At 57.2% G+C, this 26,266-nt stretch carries 36 protein-coding genes and 5 pseudogenes; 25 read left to right on the forward strand and 16 right to left on the reverse strand.

The annotated features are described in order from the left end of the window. The first annotated feature begins 6 nt into the window (after positions 1–6). The 9 genes and pseudogenes from thiS to MUBE_RS15695 all read left to right on the forward strand — a co-directional run bounded on the left by thiS (position 7) and on the right by MUBE_RS15695 (position 5,366). Positions 7–231, forward strand: coding sequence for a sulfur carrier protein ThiS (thiS, locus tag MUBE_RS06920; protein WP_116539972.1), 225 nt, complete (start codon positions 7–9; stop codon positions 229–231). Beyond that, positions 224–982, forward strand: coding sequence for a thiazole synthase (gene thiG / locus MUBE_RS06925; protein WP_116539973.1), 759 nt, complete (start codon positions 224–226; stop codon positions 980–982). The genes thiS and thiG overlap by 8 nt, the downstream gene beginning before the upstream one ends. Positions 983–2,099: 1,117 nt before the next feature. Beyond that, positions 2,100–2,171: pseudogene (locus MUBE_RS20110) on the forward strand (hypothetical protein); the annotation flags it as partial. Positions 2,172–2,202: 31 nt separating this feature from the next. Beyond that, a complete protein-coding gene (locus MUBE_RS20115; protein ID WP_243632920.1) occupies positions 2,203–2,541 on the forward strand; it encodes a hypothetical protein in 339 nt (112 codons plus the stop codon). Between the two features lie 153 nt (positions 2,542–2,694). Further along, positions 2,695–4,200, forward strand: a complete 1,506-nt coding sequence (locus MUBE_RS06940; protein ID WP_116539975.1) for a M28 family metallopeptidase — start codon at positions 2,695–2,697, stop codon at positions 4,198–4,200. A 57-nt stretch (positions 4,201–4,257) separates the two neighbouring features. After that, complete coding sequence (locus MUBE_RS15690) at positions 4,258–4,422, forward strand: hypothetical protein (RefSeq protein ID WP_165849747.1); 165 nt, start codon at positions 4,258–4,260, stop codon at positions 4,420–4,422. A gap of 125 nt (positions 4,423–4,547) precedes the next feature. Then, positions 4,548–4,802: a hypothetical protein gene (locus MUBE_RS15140; RefSeq protein WP_133297068.1), complete on the forward strand. Its 255-nt coding sequence runs from the start codon at positions 4,548–4,550 to the stop codon at positions 4,800–4,802. A 65-nt stretch (positions 4,803–4,867) separates the two neighbouring features. Next, complete coding sequence (locus MUBE_RS06945) at positions 4,868–5,167, forward strand: M28 family peptidase (RefSeq protein WP_116539976.1); 300 nt, start codon at positions 4,868–4,870, stop codon at positions 5,165–5,167. Positions 5,168–5,213: 46 nt separating this feature from the next. Beyond that, a complete protein-coding gene (locus tag MUBE_RS15695) occupies positions 5,214–5,366 on the forward strand; it encodes a hypothetical protein (RefSeq protein ID WP_165849748.1) in 153 nt (50 codons plus the stop codon). Between the two features lie 1,170 nt (positions 5,367–6,536). Here the strand turns inward: MUBE_RS15695 and MUBE_RS17655 are convergent. The 6 genes and pseudogenes from MUBE_RS17655 to MUBE_RS06980 all read right to left on the reverse strand — a co-directional run bounded on the left by MUBE_RS17655 (position 6,537) and on the right by MUBE_RS06980 (position 12,190). Continuing rightward, positions 6,537–7,198 (reverse strand): annotated as a pseudogene (locus MUBE_RS17655) (alpha/beta family hydrolase). After that, positions 7,195–8,034 carry a bifunctional hydroxymethylpyrimidine kinase/phosphomethylpyrimidine kinase gene (gene thiD, locus MUBE_RS06960; RefSeq protein WP_116539978.1) on the reverse strand — a complete coding sequence of 280 codons (840 nt, stop codon included), beginning with the start codon at positions 8,032–8,034 and terminating at the stop codon, positions 7,195–7,197. The pseudogene MUBE_RS17655 and the gene thiD overlap by 4 nt, the downstream one beginning before the upstream one ends. Beyond that, entirely contained in the window at positions 8,031–9,686 is a 1,656-nt protein-coding gene (gene thiC / locus MUBE_RS06965) for a phosphomethylpyrimidine synthase ThiC (RefSeq protein WP_116539979.1), read from the reverse strand. The genes thiD and thiC overlap by 4 nt, the downstream gene beginning before the upstream one ends. Positions 9,687–10,600: 914 nt before the next feature. After that, the gene (locus tag MUBE_RS06970; protein ID WP_116539980.1) at positions 10,601–10,939 is read right to left on the reverse strand and encodes a hypothetical protein; all 339 of its coding nucleotides are present in this window, start codon (positions 10,937–10,939) and stop codon (positions 10,601–10,603) included. A gap of 526 nt (positions 10,940–11,465) precedes the next feature. After that, entirely contained in the window at positions 11,466–11,744 is a 279-nt protein-coding gene (locus MUBE_RS06975) for a hypothetical protein (RefSeq protein WP_243632916.1), read from the reverse strand. 233 nt (positions 11,745–11,977) lie between these two features. Continuing rightward, positions 11,978–12,190 (reverse strand): hypothetical protein, encoded by a 213-nt coding sequence (locus tag MUBE_RS06980; protein WP_116539981.1) that lies wholly within the window; start codon positions 12,188–12,190, stop codon positions 11,978–11,980. A 203-nt stretch (positions 12,191–12,393) separates the two neighbouring features. On the opposite strand from MUBE_RS06980, the gene MUBE_RS06985 reads away from it, so the two are divergent. Then, positions 12,394–12,624, forward strand: coding sequence for a hypothetical protein (locus MUBE_RS06985; RefSeq protein WP_133297069.1), 231 nt, complete (start codon positions 12,394–12,396; stop codon positions 12,622–12,624). Positions 12,625–12,791: 167 nt separating this feature from the next. Here the strand turns inward: MUBE_RS06985 and MUBE_RS06990 are convergent, their stop codons facing one another. Further along, positions 12,792–13,067, reverse strand: a complete 276-nt coding sequence (locus tag MUBE_RS06990; protein WP_116539983.1) for a hypothetical protein — start codon at positions 13,065–13,067, stop codon at positions 12,792–12,794. A gap of 50 nt (positions 13,068–13,117) precedes the next feature. Between MUBE_RS06990 and MUBE_RS06995 the strand changes: the two genes are divergently transcribed. Beyond that, a complete protein-coding gene (locus MUBE_RS06995) occupies positions 13,118–13,471 on the forward strand; it encodes a hypothetical protein (protein ID WP_116539984.1) in 354 nt (117 codons plus the stop codon). Positions 13,472–13,499: 28 nt separating this feature from the next. Then, positions 13,500–13,778 (forward strand): hypothetical protein, encoded by a 279-nt coding sequence (locus MUBE_RS07000; RefSeq protein WP_133297070.1) that lies wholly within the window; start codon positions 13,500–13,502, stop codon positions 13,776–13,778. 109 nt (positions 13,779–13,887) lie between these two features. On the opposite strand, the gene MUBE_RS07005 is transcribed toward MUBE_RS07000, so the two are convergent. Continuing rightward, complete coding sequence (locus tag MUBE_RS07005) at positions 13,888–14,133, reverse strand: hypothetical protein (protein ID WP_133297071.1); 246 nt, start codon at positions 14,131–14,133, stop codon at positions 13,888–13,890. Between the two features lie 499 nt (positions 14,134–14,632). Between MUBE_RS07005 and MUBE_RS07010 the strand changes: the two genes are divergently transcribed. Then, on the forward strand, positions 14,633–14,827 hold the full coding sequence (locus MUBE_RS07010; RefSeq protein ID WP_116539987.1) for a hypothetical protein: 195 nt from the start codon (positions 14,633–14,635) through the stop codon (positions 14,825–14,827). A gap of 180 nt (positions 14,828–15,007) precedes the next feature. Here the strand turns inward: MUBE_RS07010 and MUBE_RS07015 are convergent, their stop codons facing one another. Both MUBE_RS07015 and MUBE_RS07020 read right to left on the reverse strand, forming a co-directional pair. Beyond that, positions 15,008–15,208: a hypothetical protein gene (locus MUBE_RS07015; RefSeq protein WP_116539988.1), complete on the reverse strand. Its 201-nt coding sequence runs from the start codon at positions 15,206–15,208 to the stop codon at positions 15,008–15,010. A 3-nt stretch (positions 15,209–15,211) separates the two neighbouring features. After that, positions 15,212–15,385: a hypothetical protein gene (locus MUBE_RS07020; protein ID WP_165849749.1), complete on the reverse strand. Its 174-nt coding sequence runs from the start codon at positions 15,383–15,385 to the stop codon at positions 15,212–15,214. 11 nt (positions 15,386–15,396) lie between these two features. Here MUBE_RS07020 and MUBE_RS07025 point away from each other — a divergent pair, with 11 nt between their 5' ends. Continuing rightward, complete coding sequence (locus MUBE_RS07025; RefSeq protein ID WP_116539990.1) at positions 15,397–15,624, forward strand: hypothetical protein; 228 nt, start codon at positions 15,397–15,399, stop codon at positions 15,622–15,624. Positions 15,625–15,765: 141 nt separating this feature from the next. On the opposite strand, the gene MUBE_RS07030 is transcribed toward MUBE_RS07025, so the two are convergent. The 4 genes and pseudogenes from MUBE_RS07030 to MUBE_RS07045 form a co-directional block, all read right to left on the reverse strand. Beyond that, a complete protein-coding gene (locus MUBE_RS07030) occupies positions 15,766–16,209 on the reverse strand; it encodes a hypothetical protein (RefSeq protein WP_116540017.1) in 444 nt (147 codons plus the stop codon). Positions 16,210–16,438: 229 nt separating this feature from the next. Beyond that, positions 16,439–17,242, reverse strand: a pseudogene (locus MUBE_RS07035) (exodeoxyribonuclease III). 24 nt (positions 17,243–17,266) lie between these two features. After that, on the reverse strand, positions 17,267–17,629 hold the full coding sequence (locus MUBE_RS07040) for a GNAT family N-acetyltransferase, cg3035/Rv0428c family (protein ID WP_424399056.1): 363 nt from the start codon (positions 17,627–17,629) through the stop codon (positions 17,267–17,269). A 428-nt stretch (positions 17,630–18,057) separates the two neighbouring features. Then, on the reverse strand, positions 18,058–18,651 hold the full coding sequence (locus tag MUBE_RS07045) for a peptide deformylase (protein WP_116539992.1): 594 nt from the start codon (positions 18,649–18,651) through the stop codon (positions 18,058–18,060). A gap of 245 nt (positions 18,652–18,896) precedes the next feature. Between MUBE_RS07045 and MUBE_RS07050 the strand changes: the two genes are divergently transcribed. The 6 genes and pseudogenes from MUBE_RS07050 to MUBE_RS20125 all read left to right on the forward strand — a co-directional run bounded on the left by MUBE_RS07050 (position 18,897) and on the right by MUBE_RS20125 (position 22,254). Further along, complete coding sequence (locus MUBE_RS07050) at positions 18,897–19,205, forward strand: nucleoid-associated protein NapA (RefSeq protein ID WP_116540018.1); 309 nt, start codon at positions 18,897–18,899, stop codon at positions 19,203–19,205. A gap of 51 nt (positions 19,206–19,256) precedes the next feature. Then, entirely contained in the window at positions 19,257–19,739 is a 483-nt protein-coding gene (locus MUBE_RS07055) for a LytR C-terminal domain-containing protein (RefSeq protein ID WP_116540019.1), read from the forward strand. A 66-nt stretch (positions 19,740–19,805) separates the two neighbouring features. Beyond that, on the forward strand, positions 19,806–20,528 hold the full coding sequence (gene sodC, locus MUBE_RS07060) for a superoxide dismutase[Cu-Zn] (RefSeq protein ID WP_116539993.1): 723 nt from the start codon (positions 19,806–19,808) through the stop codon (positions 20,526–20,528). After that, a pseudogene (locus MUBE_RS07065) lies at positions 20,509–21,609 on the forward strand (YbdK family carboxylate-amine ligase). The gene sodC and the pseudogene MUBE_RS07065 overlap by 20 nt, the downstream one beginning before the upstream one ends. Positions 21,610–21,618: 9 nt before the next feature. Then, positions 21,619–21,759: a hypothetical protein gene (locus MUBE_RS20120; RefSeq protein WP_424399054.1), complete on the forward strand. Its 141-nt coding sequence runs from the start codon at positions 21,619–21,621 to the stop codon at positions 21,757–21,759. A 231-nt stretch (positions 21,760–21,990) separates the two neighbouring features. Then, positions 21,991–22,254: a hypothetical protein gene (locus tag MUBE_RS20125; protein ID WP_424399055.1), complete on the forward strand. Its 264-nt coding sequence runs from the start codon at positions 21,991–21,993 to the stop codon at positions 22,252–22,254. Positions 22,255–22,478: 224 nt separating this feature from the next. Here MUBE_RS20125 and MUBE_RS07075 read toward each other — a convergent pair. Then, a pseudogene (locus tag MUBE_RS07075) lies at positions 22,479–23,541 on the reverse strand (transposase). A gap of 339 nt (positions 23,542–23,880) precedes the next feature. Between MUBE_RS07075 and MUBE_RS18950 the strand changes: the two are divergent. Both MUBE_RS18950 and MUBE_RS15145 read left to right on the forward strand, forming a co-directional pair. After that, complete coding sequence (locus MUBE_RS18950) at positions 23,881–24,006, forward strand: hypothetical protein (protein WP_279386686.1); 126 nt, start codon at positions 23,881–23,883, stop codon at positions 24,004–24,006. 158 nt (positions 24,007–24,164) lie between these two features. Beyond that, the gene (locus MUBE_RS15145; RefSeq protein WP_133297072.1) at positions 24,165–24,479 is read left to right on the forward strand and encodes a hypothetical protein; all 315 of its coding nucleotides are present in this window, start codon (positions 24,165–24,167) and stop codon (positions 24,477–24,479) included. A gap of 731 nt (positions 24,480–25,210) precedes the next feature. Here MUBE_RS15145 and MUBE_RS07085 read toward each other — a convergent pair. After that, complete coding sequence (locus MUBE_RS07085) at positions 25,211–25,426, reverse strand: hypothetical protein (protein WP_116539995.1); 216 nt, start codon at positions 25,424–25,426, stop codon at positions 25,211–25,213. Between the two features lie 161 nt (positions 25,427–25,587). Here MUBE_RS07085 and MUBE_RS20130 point away from each other — a divergent pair, with 161 nt between their 5' ends. From MUBE_RS20130 to MUBE_RS15150, 3 genes are read left to right on the forward strand one after another with little or no spacing between them, the layout of a single operon-like run. Further along, the gene (locus tag MUBE_RS20130; RefSeq protein ID WP_424399057.1) at positions 25,588–25,740 is read left to right on the forward strand and encodes a hypothetical protein; all 153 of its coding nucleotides are present in this window, start codon (positions 25,588–25,590) and stop codon (positions 25,738–25,740) included. A gap of 5 nt (positions 25,741–25,745) precedes the next feature. Continuing rightward, positions 25,746–25,934 carry a hypothetical protein gene (locus tag MUBE_RS07090; RefSeq protein ID WP_116539996.1) on the forward strand — a complete coding sequence of 63 codons (189 nt, stop codon included), beginning with the start codon at positions 25,746–25,748 and terminating at the stop codon, positions 25,932–25,934. 7 nt (positions 25,935–25,941) lie between these two features. Then, on the forward strand, positions 25,942–26,136 hold the full coding sequence (locus MUBE_RS15150) for a hypothetical protein (protein ID WP_133297073.1): 195 nt from the start codon (positions 25,942–25,944) through the stop codon (positions 26,134–26,136). Positions 26,137–26,266: the final 130 nt, after the last annotated feature.

Raw genomic sequence — 26,266 nt, forward strand, 5'->3', positions numbered from 1 at the left:
CATCTTATGATTGTCGTAGTCAACGAGCGACAGGTCGAGGTTGATGAGCAGACCACCGTCGCTACGCTGTTGAAGTCACTGGGTTTCCCGACTGGTGGTATTGCCGTGGCTGTAGACTGTTCAGTGTTGCCTCGATCTTCCTGGTCAACAAAAGTTTCTGAGCTTTCCGCTTTTTCTGGGCGGTCTGAGCCGGTTCGACTCGAGGTGGTTACGGCGGTGCAAGGTGGTTGAACCAAAACTCACTATAGGGGACCGCAGCTTCGCTTCGCGGCTTATCATGGGTACCGGGGGAGCTGTCAACTTGGCAGTATTGAAGGAGGCGTTGATCGCTTCAGGCACCGAGCTGACAACCGTCGCTATCCGCCGGGTCGATGCCGAGGGGGGAACGGGACTGCTCGACCTGCTCAACCAGCTTGGCATCATGCCGTTGCCCAATACAGCTGGGTGTCGCAGCGCTGCAGAGGCGGTGCTGACCGCGCAGCTGGCTCGCGAGGCGTTGAACACTAACTGGATCAAACTCGAGGTAGTCGCCGATGAACGCACTCTGTTACCGGATGGTGTTGAATTAGTAAGGGCAGCAGAACAACTGGTCGAAGACGGGTTCGTGGTTCTGCCATATACCAATGACGACCCGGCGTTGGCCCAACGGTTAGAGAGCGCCGGATGCGCGGCGGTGATGCCGCTAGGCTCGCCGATTGGCACTGGCCTTGGCATCAACAATCCACACAATATCGAGATGATCGTCGCGCAGGCTGGTGTCCCAGTAGTGCTCGATGCTGGCATCGGTACTGCGAGCGATGCTGCCTTAGCGATTGAATTGGGCTGCGAAGCTGTGTTATTGGCTTCTGCGGTGACCCGGGCCGTCGACCCGCCGGCAATGGCCACCGCGATGGCCTCCGCCGTTACCGCTGGCTATCTGGCGCGCCGTGCCGGTCGGATCCCAAAACGCTTTTGGGCCCAGGCTTCTAGCCCAGTTCGATAATGAGCAGGTACGTTGCATTGAGCAGTTCGATGGCGGCCGGCCCCAGTATCCGTTCTCATGCCGCTGGCGTTCCATAGGGTCAGGTTGATCAGCTCGCAATTACCTGTCTTTGGTTGCCGAGCGACTGCAACCTACAGTTGATCGACTTCTCCTTTTCTGACGCCACCACCGGCCACGTATTGGCCGATTATCAGTGTAGCACTCAGCTCCAAACCATTGTATTGAACGGCTTGGAGACCTTGGTCACCATAATTATTCGGGGGCAACGATGTTAGATACGTCCCGTTGCGGACGGCTGCCACGCTGCCGTGGGTAGCATGCAGTCTCCAGATGGTCGGTGGCCGTATCTGTGAGCTGCTGGACCACGACCCGTGTAGTCGAGAACTGAATGAGGTGTTCGTCTCATTGTGCAGGGTTGTTCGGGTGATGCGTTATCCCACCCCACATGTCCGGGTCTTCATTCGTCGGGCTACTTGACACTGTTGCCGCCTGCGGGCGCGCTGGCTCTGCAGTTTTCGGAAGCGGAGGTAGATCTGGGTCGGTCAGTACCGTTGGACCTTAACGCTGTCGGGGTGTGCGGTGGCAGAGCTCATGCTAGACCAGTGTATAACCCAGGCATAGCCCAATCACGGAAGTTAGCCGTTTTCTGCCAACAGGCATAGATATTCGGAATGTTGCGGTCCGCCGCATTGATAACATCCAACACGTTGTTGATGTCAGCGGCGTAGCTGAAAAGCAGGTACCTGGTCTTGACTGACCGGTCGGTGCCAGCGTTTTGTCTACACTGGAGTTTAGCCAGCACGCCACTTGGCGGGTTCTGGGAGCTGCGGTGTTAGAAATCCGAAAGCAACAAAGGCATTTCTGCTGTTATGAGACTGCAACCCCGTGCATGGCTGTTGCGCAGTGAATGATGCCGTGACCGTGTACACAGAGAGTTTTTCTGTTGGTCCTGCCGTTGCGACGTCGCTCGAGTAGGGGTAAATAGTTGCTTGACGCCAGTTACCTTATTCTTGAGTGGAGAATCGGATGACTGCACAGCCATCATCGCCTGGTTACCCCGCCGCAGCAGTCAGCCGGGCAAGCACCGAACAACTACCTGATGTGGTCTATTCTGGTGATGTTGTTCTGCTGCCTTACCTTGGTGATCGTTGCGACTGTGAAGTCTCGCCAGGTCAAAGATTTATGGGCGTCTGGCAGTTGCGCTGAGGCACAGGTAACCGTTGACAGCACTAAGAAACTTTGGCTCTGGCCTTATTGGCGTGGTCGTGTTCGTCATCTATGGGATGTTGATGGCGGTGTGTGCCCTGACTACAAGCGCGAACGCGGCAGTGTTGACAGCGATGTTCTACGCTGGGGTTGCCGTCGTGGTGAGCAGGCAAGAGGCGGTGATGCCGATATTGGGTGCGCCACTGTATAGGTTTAAGTGGTCCGAACATGCTGAAAGGTCCTTTGCCGGTGCGTTCCATAAAGGCACTGTTGGATATCGACGGTCCCGGGTGGGGTGGTTTACGAATGTTGTCTTAGCTTATGCACAGCAACCCATACCATATTTGTTGTGAGAGGTGTCGGCGGGCCGTGCATCTCAATGTCGATATGGTCTGACATGTTTAGTTCTCACCCAGCGCTCATCGTAGACACTCTGGGGCGCGGGGTGCAGTCATTCGCCGTGGCCCATTAGTCCGGCAAATGGGCGGCCGTCTAGCCTGGTCGCGATGGGGAATAAATCAAAGACAATCTCAGTAGTGCTGGCGGTAGCCGCACTAACTGCATGTTCAGCTAGCTGCTGGCCGGCTAAGTCGCACCAGGCGATAAGTGCCACTGCGGCGGCAGAGTTTGCTACTATGTTGCGTAACCGGGTCAGCATCGACGCGATGATGGTGCACCTGTCGAAGTTGCAAGCCATTGCCAATGCTAACAACGGTACCCGGGCGGTGGCCACCCCTGGCTATGAAGCCAGCGTCGACTACGTCGTAAATACTTTGCGTCACAGTGGTTTCAATGTGGAGACTCCGGAGTTTGCGGCTCGAGTGTTTCATGCTGACACTGGGTCTGTGACGGTAGCCGGTAAAAATGTGCCGGCCCATGCTTTGGAGTACAGTCTTGGCACTCCGCCGGACGGGGTGACGGGACCGCTGGTGGCCGCGTCGGCCGACAACAGTACTGGCTGTACGGCGTCCAACTACGACAGGGTGCCGGCGCAGGGAGCCGTAGTGCTAGTGGACCGGGGCAACTGTCCATTTGCCCAGAAGGAAGATGTCATAGCACAGCGTGGTGCGGTGGCCATGATCGTCATTGACAACGTCGACGAGGAGCAGATGGGTGGAACCCTGGGAGCCAACACCGATGTAAAGATTCCGGTGGTAAGCGTCACCAAGTCCGTGGGTTTGCAGCTGCGAGCTCAACTCCGGTCGACTCCCGAACCAATCACTGTCAAACTCAATGCCAGTACCCAGAATATTAAGGCCCGTAACGTCATTGCGCAGACCAAGACGGGGTCTACCACCGATGTGGTAATGGTCGGTGCGCATCTGGACAGCGTGCCCGAGGGGCCAGGCATCAACGACGACGGCTCCGGGGTGGCTGCGGTTCTAGAAACCGCGGTGCAGCTTGGTAGCTCGCCGCAAGTGCACAACGCGGTACGATTCGGCTTCTGGGGTGCGGAGGAGCTTGGGCTGATCGGATCGCGGAATTACGTAGCTTCGCTGGATGTCAACGCGCTTAAAGGCATTGCGTTGTACCTGAATTTCGATATGCTTGCGTCGCCCAACCCAGGTTATTTTGTCTATGATGGGGACCAATCGCTGCCGCTGGATGTCCGCGGTCGGCCGGTGGTTCCTGAAGGTTCGGCCGGTATCAAGCGTACGCTGGTCTCCTATCTAAAGTCGGTTGGCAAGGCCGTACAGGACACTTCGTTTGACGGGCGCTCTGACTACGACGGATTCACCTCGGCGGGCATCCCGGCGGGCGGGTTGTTCTCCGGAGCGGAGGTCAAGAAGTCCGACGAGCAGGCCAAGCTGTGGGGAGGGACCGCTAACGAGCCGTTCGACCCGAACTATCACCAGAAAACGGACACCATCGATCACATCGACCGTACTGCATTGGATATCAACGGCAGCGGCGTCGCCTACGTGGTGGGGTTGTATGTGCAGGACCTGATCGGTTACAACGGGGTTCCGATCATGGCTGACCGCACGCGACACGTGCTCAGCAAGCCATGATGGTTCGGCTGTGCGCGACGTTGCTGCTGACTGGACGGCTGGTGGGATGCATTGTGGATGCGGTCGGAACCGGCGGCTGCGGTGCCGGACCTGGACCGTAGGTCAGCAGGAGACGTCACCGCGGACCAGGTATTCGCCCACCTGCACGCGTTGCAAGAGATCATCAACGCTAAGGAAATTGAGCAGCTGGCTACGAAGCCAGGGTGGATCATGTCTTGGTAGCTCTCTATAAGCAAGGGCTTCGAGGTGTCTAAGTGGCCGTTCGACCGGTTATAAACCTCGTCGCGTGGCAGGCAGGAGGTGGTGTTCAGCGGCCTTACCTAATGTAGTCGACCCAGGCTGCGTTGTTGGTGTGTACCTCGTCCGGAGGTATAATCGGCCAGTTGGCCGGTTTGGCTCGCCAAAACGGCCGGGTGTTCCGTCACCGACTGTCCGGTCTGTCGTGCCATGGGACGCGATCACCGTCGTCGACGATAGCGGCTGCACCGCTATTGGTCAGCAAAACGCCGCGATGGTTAAGCGGGCTACCGCACTGGTTCATCGTCAGCGAGCCTGGAAACGCCGGAGCGGCCAATTTGAGGCGCGCCACCGCGGCAGTCTAGCTCACTCTAAGACATTGCCACTGTGAAGATTACATCGCGAAATATGATTTAGTGTAAAGTAAGGACTGTTTGACCCGCGACGTGATGATGGTGGGTGTTTCGACCGTGGGTCGGCGGGTCCTGGCATAAACGACAGCGGGTCTGGGATAGCTGCGGTGCTGAAAACGGCACTGCAGCTGTGTCTGTTGGCGACGATGGCCAATGTGGTGCGGTTTGCGTTCTGGTGGGCTGAAGAGAAGGGGGTCAATGTTTCCCGCGATTACGTCTTTGAGTTGAGCCGCGATCAACTCAAAGACATCGCACTACACCTGGCCTTCAACGTGCTGGGGTTATCAGATGCTGGCTTCATTCATCGTCAACGGTGAATAATTGGGTTTACCGGGGCCCGGTGTAGCATCCAGAGGTGTACCTGTGGTTTCTGTCGTCATTGAGCGTACGCTGGTCAGTTACTTGCACTTGGCCGGGAAGCAGCCCTCTGACATACCGTTAGCCTCCGAAACTGATGATTACCCGTTCATGGCCGTAGGTGTTCTGATTGAGGGTATGAAGTCCGGTGCTTTGTAGCACAAAATCAATTTACAGGAATGAATTTAGGATAGCCGTACCGCTGTTTGATTTTACCCTGACTATCAAGTCGTTCGCGACACCGTCGAAGCTCATGGCTGTTATAGGGCAAACCTTTTCTTCCAAGCAGCAGCTCACGTTGTCCTGCCAGCCCGACGTTTGTTCTGGCACGAGGCCCACTCCCCAGGTATCCCACTGCCCAGTTAGCAACAACATTGCAGTCGATCGGTCCGTGTTGGTTATGACCAGAAGGGTCTCCAACGTAAATGATTATAGACACTGCCGCAAGACTATGACACCGCACTGTGTATCGTTGATGTTACAATACACACTGGCGGTGCAGCAGGACGCGGCCTGTCGGTGCGAGGCCTGTGGATGGCCCTGCAAACTGCATGCTTGACTGGGTTTATGTGCACCGCAAGTTGAGCCTAGCGATACCCTCGACTGTTAAGGAGCTGTTACTGAGTGCTGGTGATCTCAGGCAGAGCTGTTTCCGGGCCGCTTACTAAACACCTGTGCACCAGCAAGGCTGCCGGCAATACTGTGGCCGGCCTGTTTCAGGCGAATTGCGGCTTTTCGCGCCGGGGTGGATCTCAATGTGGACACGTGCTATACCCGGCATCCGGGGTAGGGTGTAGCTCTAGGTGGATGATGGTTCTTTGGTGAGCTATTGAGGTAAAGCCATCGGCTGGTGTGCTGCTCGAAGCGGCTGCCTTCATGCATTTTGCCACTATGGCCTTCCTACTCGAATCGGGCGATAAACTTCACTTCTTCCGACCATCGTCTGGGTCGCCAGCGAGAGTGTCGGTCACCTCTCAACCAGTCTAGGTGATGCCTGGGTCAACGGCGATATCGACAGGCCATGTACCACGGGTGCCAGGTTCGAAACAAATAGTTGACATCACCACGGAAGCATGTTGCATACACCGCATCAATTCCTCCGTCGATCGGTTCCTGTCGCTCCCCGTGGTTCAACGGTCCGCAGCAGGCATAATAGTCGGCACCATTGCTGTACCGAAATAGAGATCCGAAAAGCTCGTGTAGCTCGTAACAGATTGCAAAATGACAATTTTTCAACTTTTTCGAGGAAGGCTTCGGCCGTGCAATGCCTTCGTAGTGATATCGGTAGTAGCCGATTGATATCGCAGTAATACTAGCGTATTCACTTATTTACCAAAACATTGCAATATTATATATGGGTCGCGTGTTTGGCAGCTCCAGCAATCGCAGCATCGCCTCGACTGCGAGAGCGGGTACGTCGAGGGTCTTCGAGTCCAAGTTGTGGTGCGCACAGGTACTCTCGACAACCTCGGTCAGCGTTGCTAGCATCGTCACCACATCGTGTACCTCGGTCAGTGTGCCGAAGGGATACGAAGTGCCATGGGTGAAAACCTTTGGGTACCGCGATCTCCGGCAAGTTTTCGGTGCGGGTGCGGTGTGTCTTGCCCGGTGGGTGAACGGGATAGTAGAACAGCGTAAGCAGGTCTATCGTGGTCTCGCGTCTGGGTAGTCACCATTGAGGTTTTGCCGACCGCCATAAGAATACCCGCCGGCGATCAATGGACCTTCGACAGGGTCGTGGCAGTACGTAATCGCTTTGATGATCCCGGCGCGATCGCCTTCCCCTAACCCGGATGGCGGGCTCTTGGGTTGGCGTCGACAAAGAAGCAGATTGCCCTCCACCGCCCGCTAACCTCTTTGCGCCTACTCTCCGAAAAATATTGTAGCAGTGGTGATTCTATTCTTCCACTGACACCGTAGGTGAGAACTACGATGCCATCAGGGGCGCTGGTTGGTTCGTGCGCGGTGGCGACGATTTGCTCGAGGATCATGTCAGCCGAAACAGGGGGGAGACCGGGCCGTGGCCACAGCCCAGCGGATAGGCACCATAAAGGCATCCGGTAACCCAGCGCTTCCCGAAGCCGATCGCGTCCGGCACGGTGTATCCGTGTGCCAGCGCGCAGGCTACCGCGGCCGCCAGCGTGTCACCACTGCCGTGGTCGTTTCCGGTATGCACTCGCGGTGCGTCAAACTCGTGGAAGGCTGCGCCTTCGGAAGAGCCACCGTAGAGCAGATCGTAACTACGGTCCGACGACCGCAGGTGTCCCCCCTTGACCAGCGCCCACTGTGGGCCCAGGGCATGCAAGGCCTTCGCGGCCATACGTTGCGATTCGGCGTCCACCACGTCGATACCCACCAGCAGACGCACTTCGTCGAGGTTAGGCGTCACTACAGTGGCCAGCGGAAAAAGTTGATCGCGCAGCGAATTCACGGCTTCGTCCGCTAGCAGCGCATCTCCGTGCATAGATGCGCATACAGGGTCGACGATCAGCGGCGCTGGCAATTCGAGTCGGCGCCAGGTCGCGGCCACCGTGGTGATGATGCTTGACGACGCTAACATCCCGGTTTTGGCAGACTGAATACCGATGTCGGTGACCACGGCCTCAATCTGGCTGGCCACGACATCGCCGGGGACTTCATGAAAGTCCTTTACTCCCAGTGTGTTCTGTACGGTAACCGCGGTAACCGCAGTGCATGCGTGCACACCCAGCAGCGCCATGGTGCGCATATCGGCTTGGATGCCCGCACCGCCCCCGGAGTCCGATCCGGCGATGGACAGCACCCGTAGTGGTGTCGTGCCCGGGGGTGCCAGTGGCAGGTAGTTCACTGTGTGATCGGCAGATACACCCGGTTGCCATGTTCGGCGAACTCGGCTGATTTCTCCGCCATCCCAATCTCGAGTGCTGCTTCGACGGCTTCCTCGGTGTCGAGTCCGTTCTCGGCCGCGTATGCCCTCACATCAGCGGTGATTCGCATCGAGCAGAACTTCGGCCCACACATCGAACAGAAGTGCGCGGTCTTCGCTGGCTCGGCCGGCAGTGTCTCATCGTGGAATTCTCGGGCAGTATCAGGATCCAGCGACAGTGCGAATTGGTCATTCCAACGGAACTCGAAACGTGCCGTGGACAGTGCATCGTCACGTTCTTGTGCACGGGGATGTCCCTTGGCTAGGTCCGCTGCGTGCGCGGCGATCTTGTAGGCGATCACTCCGTCTTTGACGTCCTTACGGCCTGGCAGCCCCAGATGCTCTTTCGGGGTCACATAGCACAGCATCGCGGTACTGGCTTGCGCGATAATGGCCGCGCCGATCGCCGACGTTATGTGGTCGTAGGCTGGTGCGATGTCGGTAGCTAACGGACCCAGTGTGTAAAATGGAGCCTCCTCACACAGCTCTTCTTCTAGCCGTACATTCTCGACGATTTTGTGCATCGGTATATGCCCAGGACCCTCTATCATTACCTGTGCACCATGGGCTTTTGCGATCTTGGTTAGTTCTCCCAGGGTGTGCAGTTCGGCGAACTGTGCAGCGTCGTTGGCGTCGGCGATAGAGCCGGGACGCAGTCCGTCACCGAGCGAGAAGGTGACGTCGTAGTGTGCGAAGATCTCGCAGAGTTCCGTAAAGTTAGTGTATAGGAAAGACTCCCGATGATGGGCCAGGCACCAGGCTGCCATGATTGATCCGCCGCGGGATACGATGCCGGTGACTCGCCTGGCGGTCAGCGGTACATATCGCAGCAGCACGCCGGCGTGTACGGTCATGTAATCCACACCTTGTTCGCACTGCTCGATCACTGTGTCGCGGTAGATTGCCCACGTCAGCTTGGTCGGATCACCGTCGACCTTTTCTAGCGCCTGATAGATTGGCACGGTGCCGACCGGCACCGGCGAATTGCGCAGGATCCACTCGCGCGTTTCGTGGATGTTCTGGCCGGTAGATAGGTCCATGATGGTGTCGGCACCCCAGCGGGTGGCCCACACCATCTTCTCGACCTCCTCGGCGATCGAGCTCGTCACCGCCGAGTTGCCAATGTTCGCGTTGACCTTGACCGCAAACGCCTTACCGATGATCATCGGCTCGATCTCGGGGTGGTTGTGGTTGGCCGGGATCACCGCGCGGCCACAGGCGACCTCGTTGCGCACCAACTCGGCGGGCATGTCCTCGCGATCGGCGATGAACGCCATCTCCGCAGTGATCTCGCCAGCACGGGCACGCTGTAGCTGTGTGCCGCGGTCACGGATCACGCCGGGCCGTGCCGGCAACCCGGCCGTCAAGTCGACCACTGCGTCGGGATCTGTGTAGGGCCCGGAAGTGTCGTAAAGGTCGAAATGGGCTCCGGTGGACAAATGCACCCGGCGGAATGGCACTCGTAGGCTAGGCCCGCCACCCGGGTTCGCTACTTCGCGGTAAGCCTTGCTGCTGCCCACGATCGGGCCGGTGGTCACGGATGGTGCAGTGGTTTTCGACAAGGTCTCGGTCATTTGTCGTCTCCCTACGCCGGCGTTACCCGGTCAGGTTCGTACGGTCGACGGCCCCAAGCCGCCCTCTCAGCGCACTTGGCGTGCACTCCCGCGTGGCTTTGTTGTATCCGCTCACGCTAGCGCAATACACCGACGGTCGGTATGCCTGGCAGGGATAGATAGACCCGGGCTAGCCATCATTATAACAGCTGCCAAGTGGGATAGTCCCAACATTAGGCCAGCCCGAGCGAACCGGCGCAGCGAAACCCCTGCGGGTCCCCCACGCCGAAGACCGGAAACATGGCACTGCCTTGTAAGGGTGGAAGAGTCGGATTGATCGACGCGCCTGCATTACTTGATCGAGTTCAACTGCTCCACTGCGCTTCCCGCTTGATGGCGTTTGAGTGACCATATCGAACCGAAGCCAGCACATTCGCAGCGATGCTGTCTCGTGATCATCATGGTGAAGCATGGTTCCCCTGGGACCAGTCGTAGGTTCCGTTGATCTGGAAGATGACTCGGCGTCCACGTGGTCGATGTGGCGGGTCATCTGTATGTTGAGTCAGGCCACGAGTTTGACCGGAAGTTCAATATCGACGCCGTTACGAGTGAGGGCGCCACCGAGGCTACATAGTGTTGTTTTAAGTCGTTGAGCGAGGCTTATATTAGGATAAGTTGGTGGTGTGTCGGTGTCGGAGTCGAACGGCGATCCCGAATCCTTCGTTGGCTATGTCGAACGGGTACAGCTGTAGGTCGACAGCAGCAAGGCGCTGCCAGATTTCGGTTACCTGGTTGACATTGAGTGCACCCTCAAAGACTATTCGAGCTAGTACATTGGTGACCTCGTAGGGCGACGTGCCAGGAGCATATAGTTCCTCGTAGGCGTCTAACCAGCTCTTGAGGTGTGCTTGTGCTGCTGGTTGGTACCAGCAGGGCTACCAGCATGTTGGCGTGGAGGACGACATTAACCGTGTGGTGCCGAGGTCAACCCGGAATTCGTTCACCAGCTTTACCGTGTTCCTCTGCAAGCGGGTGGGGATACCTCCCGTTCGTGGAGGGACGCTCCCAACTGACGCTAGCTGGCGGGAGTGTTGCACCAGCTGATCGAATGCAGCGTGGGTTTTGGAACGTTCCGGGCTGGGTGCGCTTTCGCTGAGTCCAGCATGCACCAACATGAAGGCCAAGATGCCGGGTCGTAACCGCAACCGCTCGGCCTGCCAACGCAGGGCGATGTAGCCAGTCTCATGGAGGCGAACGGCTACTGCTTTGGGCATGACACCAGATGGCTACCCTAGACGCAAAGCGATGTGTTCCGCGTCATCTTGTGTCGTTGGGGCCGTGGTGTTTATACACATAGCTTCATCGTGTGATCCACCGGATCGACGAAGAGAAGCTGTGGGTTGTCGTTGGTGGCGTATTCAGCTGTGTGGATGTGTATCGTGCCCAACGTCAGCAGTACCCGTTCGAGACGCTTCGGGGTTCTTCGACTTATCGACCGGTATTGTCATGTCTCGAATTTGATAGAAACGGTACCGATCAGCTTGTTCTCGCTCGATGTGGGTTTTAAACGTTAAAACTGCCCCTACTCGCCGCGGATCACGGTGTCGTAAAATTCTTGGCTCATAGCCCGTATCTCAAATCCTTGCTATCGCGGTCAAATGAAACTGGTGCCCCCACGATGACACCAGACTCTAGATTGTACAACAGTACTTACATGCATAGTATTTATATGGAAGTCAGAAACAGTGCCTCGAGTTTCGTCGCCGATTGTTTCGGGCAGGCAAGCGAAGTACAGGCTGATTAGAGTTCCTTCGTTGTCTCGTCAAGTTCTTTGAGAGCCCGGTTGTGGTGGTTGCTCGCCAACAGGTGTCCGGCAGCAATGACCAATGCGACCGGCCAGTCGATGAGTTCGAATGCGGCAAGTGCGGCTAGACTGCCGTAGTAGGCCAACTGCTCGGGCTGCGGTATATCGGTTTGGCCCAGCAACAGGAAATTCATGACCCAGGCTTGGTTTTCACGGATTTTTTCTACTGCTTCACGTTGGGACACCACCCGGCGAGACTTGTTTTCCGCCATCATTTGTCTTTTCGTAACGAAGGGTTTGCCGCCTTGCGTGATCTTACAGTTAACGTTTCACATACGTCATCGACGAACGGCTGGGACGACCCGTTAGTTTTGTCGGTAGCTTGTGTGCTGAAAGTGCCTTTGCTGCAACCGTATACACTGTTGTGGTGAGTTGAGATGATCCAGATTGTGTATGATCGATCAGACGCGGCTCTTTGGGGATTTGTCCGGATCCATAAGCACACTGTTTAGAACAGTCGTGACAACCGTAGCGGCAGCAGTGGTTCCCAGAGCATGCGTCCACCCAGCGGGGTGTAGTTGAGTGGCTGGTTGATTGGCCGAATACTGATCAACGCCACTGTTGTCGCAAGCGATCTCAGGTCGGTCAGCACAGTTAGCCAGGTATGTGAGTCCGGCAGTGTTTGATTCAACTGGGCAGTCGTCAACGTGATTAACGTCACCGTAGATGCTCGGCGCTGCAACCTGGTAAAGTTGTTTATGGTCCGTATCGCAGTGGTCGCTCCGCGTATGGCGACAGCACGTCAGCAAGGCGCGTCGATCCGGTCTGCGGGCGTCGGAACGTAGCCAGGTCGCTGGGTTTGCTGACTGCGAGGCGGTAGCGGCCAGCATGTCGGTCAGTGTTTTAACCAGTAGCAACTGCCGGGTGTTCAGCGGCGAAATCCCGATAATTAGGGCTGCCGATAATGGTGATGGCCACCTCGCCGGCGTTGTCTCTCAACAGCACCTACACCGTGGCTTGTACCCGCTGCCAGAATTGACATTCCCCTGGATTGACGACAGAAGCGACTCGATCCCGCCGTCGACCAACAGCATGCCGGCCGTGACCCCGGGTTTGGTCGCGGTCGTGCGCGACGACACCGATACCGACGGTTAATGCTTGGATAGCAGCAGCGCCGTTGGAGCCGTTGCTGACTATCGTGCACATCCGCCCTCTGCGTTCCAGCCTCTGCATGATCTACACTTTGCGCTCCGGTGTTAGCTGAGCTGCAATTATGCACTCACTCACAGCTTAACTCTTTGGTAATTGCGCGACGAAACGTACTACTCAGCATTGCTGGTGATTTGGTCGGCGTTCACTGCCATGCCGAGTTTTGAAGCCGTGGTCGCCGTGGCAATCGGATGATCGCCGGTGAGTAGCCGCACATCTAACTCGTGGTTACCCAAGTTCGGCAGCAACTCGGTCACTACCGCGCGTGGGGTATCGGAAGCCCGAGTAGCTCCACTAAGGAAAGTCTGTTGTTGCAGAAATCGGTGATGTCGTCGGGCGTAGTCCAGGACCACCTGGGCTTGCTGCGGGCTCAGGCGACGCTGCGCCACTGCGATTCACCTGCAAGACGCCGGCGGCCAACTTGGCGACTGTGTGCTCTATGCTGTGGTGCGAGTTCGACACCGCGTCCGTGAAGCGGGCCACCGCCACTTCCGGCGTATCCTTAATGGTGAGTTCTGTGCAGGACACCGAGGCGGAAAACGACCTGCCGGAACTGGACGGAAGGTGTGCGGCAGGTTCTGTGTTAACGACCGCAGCGGCTTCGACGATGGCTACATTGGTGATGTGGACCTGCGGGATGCCGTTCGCTGGCGGCGCGGCGTGGGCCGCACAGTACCTCCTCGTGCACGATCCTCGGTGCGGGGTGCACCTGCATCACTCGCAGCTGATTTTCGCTGAGCGTTCCGGTCTTGTCGAAACAGACGGCGTTGATACGGCCGAGCGTCTCCATTGAGTGCAGGACACGGACTAAGGCTCCGGATTTGGTCAGCCGACACGTCGATGCTTGCTGCGTCAACGCCGCTACCACCGGTCTCCTTTCCAGGATAGCGGCCACTGTGACAGCGATGTTGCTGGTAACAGCTTGGTGTAAGTCCTGGCTACGCAACAATCCTAGTCTGGTGACCAGTGTGCCGCCGGTCGTAACTTACCGGCCAGGCCTGGTTGGTGAGCTGGCTGAGTTGGTGTTGCAGGCCGACATCGGACAGCTCGTTCGATACGAGTTCGGCGGCGCGGCGCTCTATGAGTGTCGGCCCCGATAGCGGTCACCACTCCGACCGCGGTTAACGCTACGAAGGTGTTCCAGGCGAACAACATAAAGCTACGCTCAGCTAGGTCGGCGACCGGAGTGGCTTAAGCTTGTTTGGTCACTTACTGCGACTCGTTGTTAAGTGAGGATTCGTCGATCTTCTGGATCACCCGAGTATCGGCGGATGCCGTCTTGTGAGCCTGGACTTCGATGACATCGGTATACGCCGGCTGACTGTCGGGAATAGTCAACGCTTTTCTCGCTGGCGGAGTCTGGACAGCCAGCAAGCAGTTGATCCGGTTTTCGGAACGCAGCCACTGATTGGTCGCGAGTATGGAGTTTCCGGTTAGCACCGAACGGGCCATCACTGCATCGACCGGTTAACCAAGCATCACGTTGGCCGCTGAGCCAAGGTTCGGTATGGGGGCAACGGATCCGACACCTCGGTACGGACAGCTCGTAGAAGTTGTCAGGCCGTATGCCTGGGTGGCTTGTTCCGCTGCGCGCTACGCTTAAGCGTTCACCAAGTGTGCGGGTACCAAGCGGACACTGTTCTAGCTCTTCTGGTTCGGTGTTCGGAGGTAAAATCTTGCGGACCTGTTTCTACCGACATCGCGTGCGACTCGTATACGCGCGCTGGCCGTGGGGCGGCTGCGCCAACGACCCTGCGGTCAGCATATAGCGCGATAACACACTGGCTACCGCGCCGGCGGTGACGGTTCTTGGCATCGGACGAGGATATCCGGAAACATCAAGATTTCACCTAAAGATGTTGCAATGATGAAAATTTCGATTTATCGCTGGCTTGCGGAACGAACCGCAGGAAGTGCGTGCAGCATCCGCCAGGCGCCTGTGAGATCAGTTAGTATGCCATCGGCACCCAAGGGCGTTGAGCCTGATCCGGGCGTTGACATCATGCTGGACACTACGTTGGCTGACGTCATTTCTTGGGTGCCCGCCATGGACAACACCGCCACCGTGAGATCCACCTTCTGCAGGGTGATTGCTGCGCTGGCGAGGGCTTCATTGATGGAGCTATGGAGCTATCTGCTTCGTCATTAAGGGGGCTAGATGTCGTCGAACGCTGAGCGGAGCTCCTGACGTCGACAGAAACCAGATCCACGTCCGTACACCACGCTTAGGCAATTACTGTAGTGACCAACGGATGGAGGGTGGGAGGAACAGCACCCTCCACTTCCGAATTTGGTTGACTGACTGATCTGATGTCCTCTACACGCGGTGTCAGCGCGGACAGCTGTCGTTAGCCAGCCTTATCTGGGCACGGTTCCACGTTACGGATAGTTCGTCGTCGACACTACGGACCTGTGCCACGCGTAGCGAGTCGGTGCACAACACCTGCGGATCGGTGACGATCGCATCGACCTGGCTCAGCCGATCTGGACTCTCCGGCCGCAAGAGCAGTACCGAGTGTTGGTCGGCCAAGCCCTACTCCAGCGTGGCGGCGAGTGCCTCACGCCACTTTCGGCAAGCCTTAGGCGTGGCCGCCAACGACGCGGTGCTGGCCAGCTCCACGTTGCCGATAGCGGCGCTAATCAACCCGGCGAAGGTTTGGATGACCGCGAACCTATCGGCCGCGCATTCGAGCGGGCTCCGAGGCAAAGACACTGGATGTGCCGGCGGGTGGGATCGCCGATACTGACGACGATACGTGGAAGCGGGTAGCTCAAGCTAGCCGACGTGACACTAGACTGGGTCCGCGCTGCGTCGAGTACGACACGGTTCGGTTCATCGTCGCCAGTGTTGTCCAGGCCACCCACTTAGATCCCGGCGTGGCTCTCACCGCGTCAACAACGCCGGCCAAATACCTAGCGAAAAGCGCCCCTGGCTTTTTTGCGTAGCGGAATTTGAGGTGACTTTGACGCTAGACTCAACACCGGCTTTAGTGATCGAGAAGCCGATCGCTACAGTGCGCACCGCCAACGTCGTCGTATCGATGCGCCGATGCTCAATTGTTGCTCAGAGCTAGATGGAGGCGCCGATCAATTGGTGCTCCGCAGTTCGGTAGTGATCGTGCGACGGCTAGTCGTTTTCTTGGCAGCCGGTTTGCTGGTGGCTTTGCGTGGCGGGGTCTTGTGGGGCACCGGCTCGAATTTCGCTTTCTCCGCCGGCGCAGCAGCGTCCGGTTTTTGGTTTATTTTGTGCAGCAACAACGCGCTGCCGCCGACCGCCAACAGCACCGGCCACTCGACCAGGCCAGCAGCACCAAGCGCTCCCAACGCCAACGCGGCTGCTGGCGTCGAGTGACTGCCTGTCTTGATTCCGCGTCTAACACCGTCCGCGGCTCCCACCACGCCGCCGACAACACCATTCACCGCAGCGCCACCCACTGCGCCCGCGGCGGCTTTGGTTGCCGTGGCCACCTGACTTACCGTTTTACCGAGACCTCTACCCACGCCGCGGACTGCCCCGCCGACGACGCTCATGATCACTCCCTGGTCTTAGTCGCTCTCGTTGCAAACCCCGTGGCGACGGTTGTATGCTCGCTGAGCGCAAAATTAACAGCAACAACGAAAATTATTCTCCAACATCGGACAATCGAAAGCCTGCCATGTTGCAAACGCGCATACAACGAGCAGTTGGGTGCCAATTTCTGACAGTTACTTTGCGCACGGTCAACGTTGCGCCCGGCGAACCGCGGTGTACGTTTGCTAGTCAATGCTTTAGATTGCCGAGAACTAGCGCGTGGTCACTGTGAGCCTTGCTTTTGCGCTCATCGCGGACGATCTGCGCGTCAGTCACCCGGCTGGCTAACCGCTGGCGAGGTGAGGATAAAGTCGATGCGTATACTCTGCTTCTTGGGGAACCGTAGCTGGGTGTAGTTTCAGTCGGTGTAGACGCCGAGTCCCGGGGTGAAGGGCCGTGCCATGTCGGTGAATCGCGTATCGACGATGGCATTGAACGCTTTACATTCCGGCTCGGAGATGTGGGTGCAACCGGTAAAGAATTTGGTGCTCCACACGTCTTTGTCGGTTAGGGTGATATTCCAGTAACCGACCAATGCGATTTGTGCAGTAAGGTCGTCGCGTAGCCAGTCTTCGTCCCTGTTACGCGCAGCAAGCCAATCTAGCTTGTTAGGTGTAATGAGGGTCGTCTATTGCGCGGCCGTTAGGCACATATAGACTCTACACCCGTACGCTGCAGCACGTGGCGCCCACAGCGCGGGCTTCTAGGGTAGCGGCCACGGTTGGCTTGCTACTCCAGTAGGGCTGGCCGTAGCAACCGTTCTGTACGTCCTCGAGGTCGGTGCGGGAGGCTATCGCGACGCCGTTCCACTGGTTGAAAGCTGACGTGGGCGGTCTGACAGCCGAGTTCGTACAGCAGCAGGGTGGGGAACTGGCTATCGGAGCACTTGGTCTCCTGCATGGCCAGCGCGTCGACGTCGGCGTGCACCAACCAGTCGACGACATAATCTAGACGGGCGCTAATCGAATTTATGTTCCAGGTGGCCAGGCGCAGGGTGCTGTCGGGCATGGCTAGACATTATGACTGTATGACTGTGCGGTGAAGTAGTGACTGCGATGGTGGAGCCCGGCACCCCAAAGGCTTGGACAAGGCGCCGATGGCGGTAGCGGTCGTGTCCTCATCAACACACAGGTAACCACGTGTCGTGTCGCGCCGCGCGCTCCGGGCCAACAGTTCCCTGCACAGCCGCCCCACGTGGCCGGTCACGTTCGGGTCGTCTGCGCCGCACAGTGTTGAAAGGCCCACCCACTGGGTGTCGTCGGGTGCGTTGGTCACGGCTGCCCGCACGGCCGTGGCATCCGGGTGGGTGCTCAACATCAGCTCGCCGTCGATGATTGTGGTGAGTACGTCAACGGACACGCACTGGTGGAACAGTTGCAGTCAGGCATCGTCGGGGTGGGTCGACAAGGTGTATGGCCCGGTGCACTGTGCGGATGGACCCGTTCTGCACGACGACCCGCTCGGTGTGTTGGTTGGTCAGGGTGGCATTGGTGCAAGCAGTCAAGGATAGCTGTAGTGGTGTCAGGCTGCAGCGGAGGTACTAACCGAGAATTGCTGGAATGGCAGCTGTGTGAACAGAAATACTCGGTGGCACTGTCGATTTGGCATCGAGTACGGCTCCATGCCTGACCCCGTAGCAGCCAGCTGTCGAGCCAAGTCTGTTCGATGCCTGTGCCTGTCTTGGTCCGCACCGGTACCATCGGATCGACCTCTAAGTGGTCCTACGGTGCCGGTCAGCGGTGGGATCAAACCGGCAGGAAGCTGGTACCGCACCGTGACCAGGGTTCTGAGATCCGGTCACCAGACCATTAGTGACCGAACGGATCGCGCGCCTCGCCTGGCATCCACGACAGTCCGGGAACACCCCAGTGGTGTGACTTGATGGCCCGTTTCGCACTGCGGGCGTGTCGGCCAATGAGGCAGTCTAGATACAGCAAGCCATCTAGGTGTCCGGTTTCGTGCTGCAGCATCCGTGCGAACAGGTCAGTGCCTTCGATAGCGACCGGACTGCCATCGGCGCCCAGGCCAGTGACACGTGCCCACTGCGCACGCCCGGTAGGGAATGACTCGCCGGGAACCGATAAGCAACCTTCGTCGTCGGTATCCGGGTCGGGCATTGTTTCGGGTATCTCGGAGGTTTCCAAGATCGGGTTGATGACTACACCGCGACGGCGGGCGGTCTGTCCCCGATCTTCGGCGCAATCGTAGACGAATACCCGCAGTCCGTACCCGATCTGGTTAGCAGCTAGGCCGACCCCGTGGGCGGCGTCCATCGTGTCATACATAGTGGAGATCAATCCGTTCAACTCAGCTGGCAGCGAACCGTCGGCGGCGACCTGCACCGGTGCCGTCGACGTGTGTAGCACCGGATCGCCCACAATGCGAATGGGTACGATTGTCATGGTCGGCTAGCTTAAGCCCGCCGACCAAGCGGGGCGGAACAGCCTGAGGTGGAGGTACTTCCCAGCCGTGCAGCGGCGAGGGGACGATTGGTTAACGCACTTGAGGCAAGTGGGCCGACTCGCGGTTCTGGGTTACGTGGCTGATGCTTGCCGGCATGGTTCAATATGCGCACGAGGCGTGCCTTGATGTAAGTCAAGTAATCGAGCAATTTGAGAATCCGCGGGAAGGGTCCAGGGAAATCGATATGGACGGCGCCATGCCGTGGGCACATCAAGCGGAGGACGATGCTGGGATCGCTGATGGGCTTACTCGTCGTGAACATGACATCCTGGCGTTTGAACGTCAGTGGTGGAAGTTTGCTGGTGTCAAAGAAGAAGCCATCAAAGAGTTGTTCTCTATGTCGGCGACGCGCTACTATCGGTTGCTCAATGCTCTGGTCGATCGCCCGGAGGCGTTGGCTGCTGATCCGATGCTGGTGAAGCGACTGCGGCGATTGCGCGCTAGCCGTCAGAAAGCGCGTGCGGCGCGTCGCCTAGGTTTCGAAGTAACCTGACCACCCTGTGGTTTTGTAGGCTCTGGCCCATTTCTGGATAAAGTGGGCTTGATGAATAGGCGCATCCCCGACTCTTCGGGGCTTCCCCTGCGAGCCATGGTGATGGTGCTGCTGTTCCTCGGCGTTATATTCTTGTTACTCGGGTGGCAGGCCCTGGGTTCATCTGGAAATTCTGACGATTACTCGACGTCGCCGATGTCGAGTATGACCAGTACTGTCACCATCACGGCGTCTACTTCGATAAGTAACAAACCCGCGACGAACCAGGCTGAAGTCCGTGTATACAACATCTCTTCGAAAGAAGGCATAGCTGCACGCACCCGTGACCAGCTCGCCACCGCTGGTTTTAAAGTCACTGAGGTCGGCAACCTGGTGGTGTCTGATGTCTCGGCTACCACGGTGTACTACTCGGACGCCGAAGGAGAACGTGCCACCGCGGACGCAGTGGGTCAGAAATTAGGAACGCCCGTCGAGCCGCGCATCGCTGCAATCACCAACCAGCCGCCGGGCGTCATCGTCCTGGTAACGGGCTGAAGCTCTAACTTCAGGGCCCTTGCAGCCCGCTGCCAAATTTCGGGAACGTCAAGCTAGGCTCTCGCTATGCCTAAACTTGCCGGTAACCGCAATGTCTCTGCCGTCGCCAGGCCAGCATTGTCCTTGTTGTTTGCGGTGACTTGCGTTGCGCTGCTGAGCGCGTGTAGCCCGAATCAAGACCCAACCACTTCGAACGGTACTACTCCGCCGGTTTGGACCGGCTTGTTCGCGCCGTCAGGAGTGTTGGGTGCCGAATCCGAGTCGGTGGGGATGCAGAGCATGACCACTCATCTGAATGCGCCCGATGGTACCCAGGTTGCAACGGCGAAGTTTGAGTTCAACAACCGTTTCGTCACGATCACGATCGTGACGACCGGTACAGGTCAGCTGGTGCCCGGCTTCCACGGAGTGCACATCCACAAAGTGGGAAAGTGTGAGCCTAACTCGGTCGCACCAACCGGTGGTGCATCCGGTGACTTTTTATCCGCCGGCGGCCATTTTCAGGTGGCCGGACATACCGTCGAACCTGCCAGTGGCCACCTCACCTCACTTCAGGTGCGTAAAGACGGTACTGGGGCGCTGGTAACCACTACGGATGCGTTCACCATAAATGATCTACTAGCCGACCAGAAGACTGCCATCATCATTCACGCCGGTGCCGACAACTTCGGCAACATTCCGCCTGAGCGCTACAGTCAGGTTAACGGCACACCGGGTCCCGACGCGACGACGATGAGTACCGGTGATGCCGGTAAACGGGTAGCGTGTGGTGTCATTGGCGCCGGTTAGCTCACCAGTCAGCAGGGCGCACGCCTATGCCGGATTCGTCCGTTCACCACGGTCGACCATTGTCGTGGAGTGGAAGTTCGCGCTCGTCGCCGCGCAGATCCGGTACTTAAGCAACGAAGCCACGGCGGTCATCGTCGAGATTGGCGAAACCCACGCGTGCACAAGGGATTGCTGGGCAACGCCGTCGAAGTTGTCGGCAGTATCTGTGAATGTGTCTTGGGTGACGATCCTATAGCCGCGGACTTTTGTGGGCCACCCTTTAGCCCAGTGATCCACTCAGAAGCTCACCGATACGCCGCGCTATGCTGAAACTAATCGAGCGTACTCAGTGGTGGAGCGAGCAGATGCTGATCTGAGGGTTCACGTACACGGCTGGTATCTCGTCGGCCAATAAAGTCATGTCAATCATGACGGCACTGCTTAACTACGATCTGCACTTGCTGGCGTTGTCTGTCGGTGTCCTCACCTTGGTGGAGCGCCGGGGACATCGGGTATGCCAGTGATCGGGCGATGATGTTTCAGCAGCTGCCCACCACTGGGCTGCCGTTTTACTTTCAGAAGTGGGCGGAGTTCGAAGGCTTTGGTCTACGACCAGAAGAATACCGGAATTATCGACCATGTCGACGAAATTCTTTGTGATATAAGAGATTACCTGTATTTAGGCACTCTGGAAGAGTGAATCTTCGACGGTGTTTCCAGCCTGCGTGAGCTGGGATGCACTGGTTGCGTCGACGCATTGCCTGGTTGTCGACATGGACTGTCGGCTAGATGCCGGCGAAGCACTGTCGACCACGGCCCCGGCATGTCCAGGAAAACAAGTGGTGTGTTGTCCGCTATGGGTTAGACGTTGGGATCATGAACGCTTGATAGTAACGAGAGGCTGGTGACTGAAGATCTTGCTGATGTTCTGACCCGGCTAGAGCAGGTGGCCAAGTCGCTGTATTGCGCCGAGGAGCTGGGTGCGGTGTCCGACATATGCCGCGAAGGTGCCTCATATCAGCGACAGCATCAGGTCGCCGAAGAACATCGAGGCGATCTCCGTGCAGTCATCGATGTGTTGGTTGGCGAGCTGAACATTTAAGTTCAGGTCATGATGGATCCTGAAGCCATCGAGCTGGCGATGGTGACACTCAAGTCGGCGCTGCTGTCAAGCGAAGATCTACTGCTGCGTATTTTCGATCCCCGCTACATCGCGTTGGTTACCGGTTGCATGCGCAGCGATGATCCCTAGTTCTGTGTGGTGCTGATCTTTCATGGTCGTTAGGTCGGCGTCGGCAAAACACGCTGTGATGTCGGCTTTCTGGTTAAAATTGTGGAATGCACCGATCTTAGTGCGGGCCTGTACAGAATGCGGTGCCGGACGGGTGAGTAAGTCTAGGTATGCGACTGGTTGCCCGTTGATTCCTACCCGCGAGCAATCGTGCGAACCTGACCCGATGAGCCGGGCAACCTAACCACCGATGTGCAGATCAGTAACATCGAAGACCTGGCGACGACGTTATTTGAACGGGTCGCCACCGCTCGCGGCGCGGTACTGTCAAGCCGCGGGGCGCTACTGGATCTTTCCCACCGCGACGTTGGTGACGCCGGTCATTGGTTGTACGCTTTGGTGTTTGGACTGTCGATGGGTTCGCCTGACCGCTATACTGTGTTTGTGGTGTCGTCCGCGGCTCAATGTTGTGACGCACTCAACGAGCGCTATCGACTCCGTTACGGCGGTGGTTGAGTTTCGGTTGTCCGAGTAAGCGTACAGTTTTGTCGATTGGTTGTGTTAGGCGTAGATCTGTACGTACGCGGTGAGACGTGGATTTGGGAGAATATATTTCGCCGAACTAGATGACGTCGGTAGAAAATTTTCATAGCGCTCGAACTTGAAACACGGACGTGGACAACACAAGCGATCAACTCTAGGGAACTCGGATTGACGACTGTTGCTCTGAATCTGGTTCTTCATGATTGAGGGTGGCGTTGAGGTCTGAATCCGCCGGTTTTCAGTAGTGATCGGGCGCGATGTAGTGAGTGAGATTGCGCAAGCCGAGGGCGGAGCGGTGTAGGTATTCGAGGTGGCCGTTGATCGCTTCGGTAGGGCCGTTGTAGGTGCCAGGATGATCGAAACAGGCCAGGATATCGGCTACTCGTTTCTATCCAGGTCAACTCGAGGGTGATCTCTTCCTGCAGAGCGTTTAGGACGCTATTGCTGAGCGTGTTGATCAGCGCCAATATCATTGTGCGGCCTTGCGCTTGGTTGGGTTCGTGGTAGACAGCGACGGTTCGCTAAGAGATCGACCAGACGACCTCGACCTCAACATGGGCATTGCTGGTGAACAGAGCGTGAAACTGACTCGCTTACTTGTCGGTAAGCAGATCGGCTCCAGTATGTAGAGTCTGCCGCGAGACGTAGAGCGAATCAATCTTGCGGCCCCGATGCCCGCAGATGTCCAGCTACACGCGACGTCGGCACTCATCGAAGGCGTTGCCGGCCAAACTGACCACATGGAACGAGTCCATCACCGCCACCAACTCGGGTAGCTCTTCAGCAATAGCAGTTTTGAACCAGCTAAATCCTTCCCTGGCAACAACTTCCGCACCATAGCTCGACTTTTGTGGCCGGCAAGCCAACCACTGTTGGAAGGCCTGTTTGGGGTATCCTTCGATGATATAGAGCAGCCGCGCCGACCTAGTACCCGGCGCAACCTTCAGCGGGACAACCCGTCCAGCGGTTCGGCGGCCTTACATGTGTCTTGACACCACACATGAGCGCAGCTGGCACACCGATAGCGACGGACAGAGACCGCCAAGATGATGGGCCGCTACCCAAACGGCTCATAGGCAAGTTGCCGGGCGCAGTGTCACACACAGCGTCTTGCGCTCCACAGCAGCAACACCAGCGGTCCTTGGCGGTGACGTTACAGGCCAATACCGCACGATCGGAATCCATGCACTGAGCTGTCACCTCCAACTCGAACTCATCAAAGAGGCAGAAAATGGCCAGATAAACGCAGACTAAGCTCACACCACCGGTAACGTCATACCGACCTGCACCACACCCGCAACTGCGACAATCCCTTAAACAACCTTGCCAGGCTAAGACCCCAGACATGGTAAAAATCCTTGTGTGGGAACGAAATAAGGACAGATACAATAGTTAGAGATAAACGGAAACGACTCGTATTTCAGCAGTGTCGACACGACCGCTGCCTGCATGGGAGGAATCACCGCGAGTCATATTCCGCTAATGAAAATTTGTGTTGGCGAGCTAGGGCAATAATAGTCGCGGCAATGTTGAGCCGTTCGCCACCGTCGAATGTAGAGCTACTACGCAAAGGTCACGATATCTAAATGGCTTGACTTCGTGGAGTTGGCGGGGCGTGCCGCGGTCTCTTCCGAGCCATACCCGCAGACGCTACCCGACGATGCCTTAAGCATGATTCGGAATCCGATCACCACGATGGGTGAGATTGTCAAGCATGTCACCTAAGCCTCGGCGCACTGGAGCACAACGCTGACCAAGTTGATCAAGGGAGGTAGACCTGCTATTGACGATCAAAGGACGAACAAGGCTTGTCCATCAATGCTGCGGAATACTAAAACATTTCGCACTTTGCACTGGACTTCTTCCCGGCGACTGATACACACATGGGTGGCTGGATCGAGCAAGTAACAAAAGAAGCTAAAGACACCCCACGCCACGCGCTAGGCCTGCCGGAGGCGGCCGCACCCCCAACGCCGCTCAAGGTCCAAGCCTACGACGAGCTTTGCTTTCCAGAGCTAGGCAGTCCAATAGGGAGAACAGACTGGGCGTCGGCCCTTCGTCAGTACCCTGACGCTGTCGACTCCAACGAAAGCCGATGGCGAAGTCTTGTCATTGGATCCCCGCGCGAACCCCATCGATCTACTTCGGCTTCAGCAGCGGCGTCCAGCTCACCGACCCGGCAACAACGGTCGCCGTGATTAGTGTCTTCTGCACGCAATTGGTTAAACGGACGTTGATTTGCTCTGGGTCCAGTGGCTTCACCCGGATTCCGTAATTTGACCAAGTAAAGATTGTGCACGCGGTCAATCAAGCAGCCGTCTTTCCAGCTTGTCGTGCGGTCGTCCACCATGGCGACAATGGCACCACCGCAGGCATGCAAGCGGATCTTCCAACGTTGATCCTATGGCTTAGGCTCGACGATCAGCCGATCTGAGAAGCTGTCCTGCAATGGCTTGAATATCGTTGCATACCGCAATGTTTAGACTAGGGCTAGTTTGAACTAGCGATCGAGGAATCGCTAGTCACGGACTTGTGCTCTATCCTGACTCCGGAATGAATAGCGCAAACTCACGAAATCACCATCCAGATGACCAAATCCGCCGAAAGCGTTGTCCGCGTTGCCGATCTGCTGGAAGATCCTTCTAGCCACAGCACTCCTATTACCGCTCAGCTAGGCAATCCGCTCTTGATGGACGCGTTCTGCTTCTACCCGAGATCAAGAACGAAGTCCGGCTGCACCGAATCATTCAGCGGGATCTCGAACTCAAGGACTGCAAACATCTTGCCCTCAGTGAACATCACGATCCCTTTGAGCTTCGGAACCATCCGACGACCCCACGACCATAGTGCCGGTAGTTCCCAAATAGGCTCGGTGTCGGCGTCGTCTTCACACTGAGCTTGGGAATACCTTCACGTTGGCATCAAGCGCCTATGGCGCGATGACGGCGACGGGCTTGACGACTTGTTTCTCCCACAACCCGTTAACCACCACACCAATCATCAACGTGTTCACCGCCAAGCAGCCGTCATACTCGATACCTTCATCGTCATATAGCTCCTTTGCGACATAGTCGCCAACATGTCGTTCAACATCGGGAACCGCTTGAGCAGCAGGACAGAACCAGAAGCAGGAAAAGGATTCCAAACGCGGCTATCCGTACAAGACTCCGTTGAGTTCCAGCTTGCCACCGGCCTTAAGGGACACAGATGACTTCATTCGACCGACAGATAGCTACTTCGGCGGAAGCAATGCAAGATCTGATTCTCGTCGCGTGGATATCGTAGAGGACCACCGCGGTCGCAGACCTGGGTGTCGCCGCCGCACTCGCGGGCAAACCGCTGCCCGCCAATGAATTAGCTTACAAGGTAAGAGCGAATCCTGACGCGCTGGCTAGGCTGTTGCAAACTTTTACTAGCAACAGCATATTCACCCAATGTGGTGACGGCAACTCGAGTTGACGCCGATGGCCGACCCGTTGCGCACAGACGTTCTGACCGCGATGCGCACGATGACACGGTTCGTCGGTGCACCACAACACCGTGAGCATTGGAGCCTACAGACGGAGGCGATCAAAACGAGTACTTCCATGGTTGCGACGTTTTGCAGCAAGAGCTTTTTCGAGTTCCTGGGCGACGAACCGAAGTTCAGGTAGATCTCCAATGACGGAATGCCTGGGATGGTCGGGGATGTCCATCGACTCCATCGTCAACGCCTATGACTTCACGAGATCCGACGCGGCCGTCGGCCTTACCGGCAAACATGGCCTGCTGCTAGTCACAATTCTTACCCTCGGTACCGAACACCTGCTGTTGTCACTGGTAGAACTCGAAGACGACGCTGTACCGCTGCACTAATCCGGCGTCGACAAGGCTCGCATCAATGCCGACTTGATCACCGCGCTTGAATCACTCGCCAGCGAGACGAACGCGATGTCGTCCGATCCCTCCCCTTCGGCTTAGTTCGTGTGCAATCATGCGAAGGTCC

It is taken from the genome of Mycobacterium uberis (assembly GCF_003408705.1).
GTDB classification, from domain to species: Bacteria; Actinomycetota; Actinomycetes; order Mycobacteriales; family Mycobacteriaceae; genus Mycobacterium; species Mycobacterium uberis.

Excerpts from the sequence above, each read along its gene's own strand:
- MUBE_RS15150 (WP_133297073.1), top strand. The coding sequence starts at position 25,942 with ATGACGGAATGCCTGGGATGGTCGGGGATGTCCATCGACTCCATCGTC.
- MUBE_RS07055 (WP_116540019.1), top strand. The coding sequence starts at position 19,257 with ATGAATAGGCGCATCCCCGACTCTTCGGGGCTTCCCCTGCGAGCCATG.
- MUBE_RS06975 (WP_243632916.1), bottom strand. The coding sequence starts at position 11,744 with ATGATGGCGGAAAACAAGTCTCGCCGGGTGGTGTCCCAACGTGAAGCA.
- MUBE_RS15690 (WP_165849747.1), top strand. The coding sequence starts at position 4,258 with ATGCGGTCGGAACCGGCGGCTGCGGTGCCGGACCTGGACCGTAGGTCA.
- MUBE_RS07090 (WP_116539996.1), top strand. The coding sequence starts at position 25,746 with ATGGCCGACCCGTTGCGCACAGACGTTCTGACCGCGATGCGCACGATG.
- thiC (WP_116539979.1), bottom strand. The coding sequence starts at position 9,686 with ATGACCGAGACCTTGTCGAAAACCACTGCACCATCCGTGACCACCGGC.
- MUBE_RS06970 (WP_116539980.1), bottom strand. The coding sequence starts at position 10,939 with ATGCCCAAAGCAGTAGCCGTTCGCCTCCATGAGACTGGCTACATCGCC.
- MUBE_RS07045 (WP_116539992.1), bottom strand. The coding sequence starts at position 18,651 with ATGACAATCGTACCCATTCGCATTGTGGGCGATCCGGTGCTACACACG.
- thiS (WP_116539972.1), top strand. The coding sequence starts at position 7 with ATGATTGTCGTAGTCAACGAGCGACAGGTCGAGGTTGATGAGCAGACC.
- MUBE_RS15145 (WP_133297072.1), top strand. The coding sequence starts at position 24,165 with ATGGGTGGCTGGATCGAGCAAGTAACAAAAGAAGCTAAAGACACCCCA.
- MUBE_RS06995 (WP_116539984.1), top strand. The coding sequence starts at position 13,118 with ATGCTGTGGTGCGAGTTCGACACCGCGTCCGTGAAGCGGGCCACCGCC.
- MUBE_RS20120 (WP_424399054.1), top strand. The coding sequence starts at position 21,619 with ATGATGGATCCTGAAGCCATCGAGCTGGCGATGGTGACACTCAAGTCG.
- MUBE_RS07010 (WP_116539987.1), top strand. The coding sequence starts at position 14,633 with ATGCCATCGGCACCCAAGGGCGTTGAGCCTGATCCGGGCGTTGACATC.
- MUBE_RS07030 (WP_116540017.1), bottom strand. The coding sequence starts at position 16,209 with ATGAGCGTCGTCGGCGGGGCAGTCCGCGGCGTGGGTAGAGGTCTCGGT.
- sodC (WP_116539993.1), top strand. The coding sequence starts at position 19,806 with ATGCCTAAACTTGCCGGTAACCGCAATGTCTCTGCCGTCGCCAGGCCA.
- MUBE_RS06940 (WP_116539975.1), top strand. The coding sequence starts at position 2,695 with ATGGGGAATAAATCAAAGACAATCTCAGTAGTGCTGGCGGTAGCCGCA.
- MUBE_RS07050 (WP_116540018.1), top strand. The coding sequence starts at position 18,897 with ATGGACGGCGCCATGCCGTGGGCACATCAAGCGGAGGACGATGCTGGG.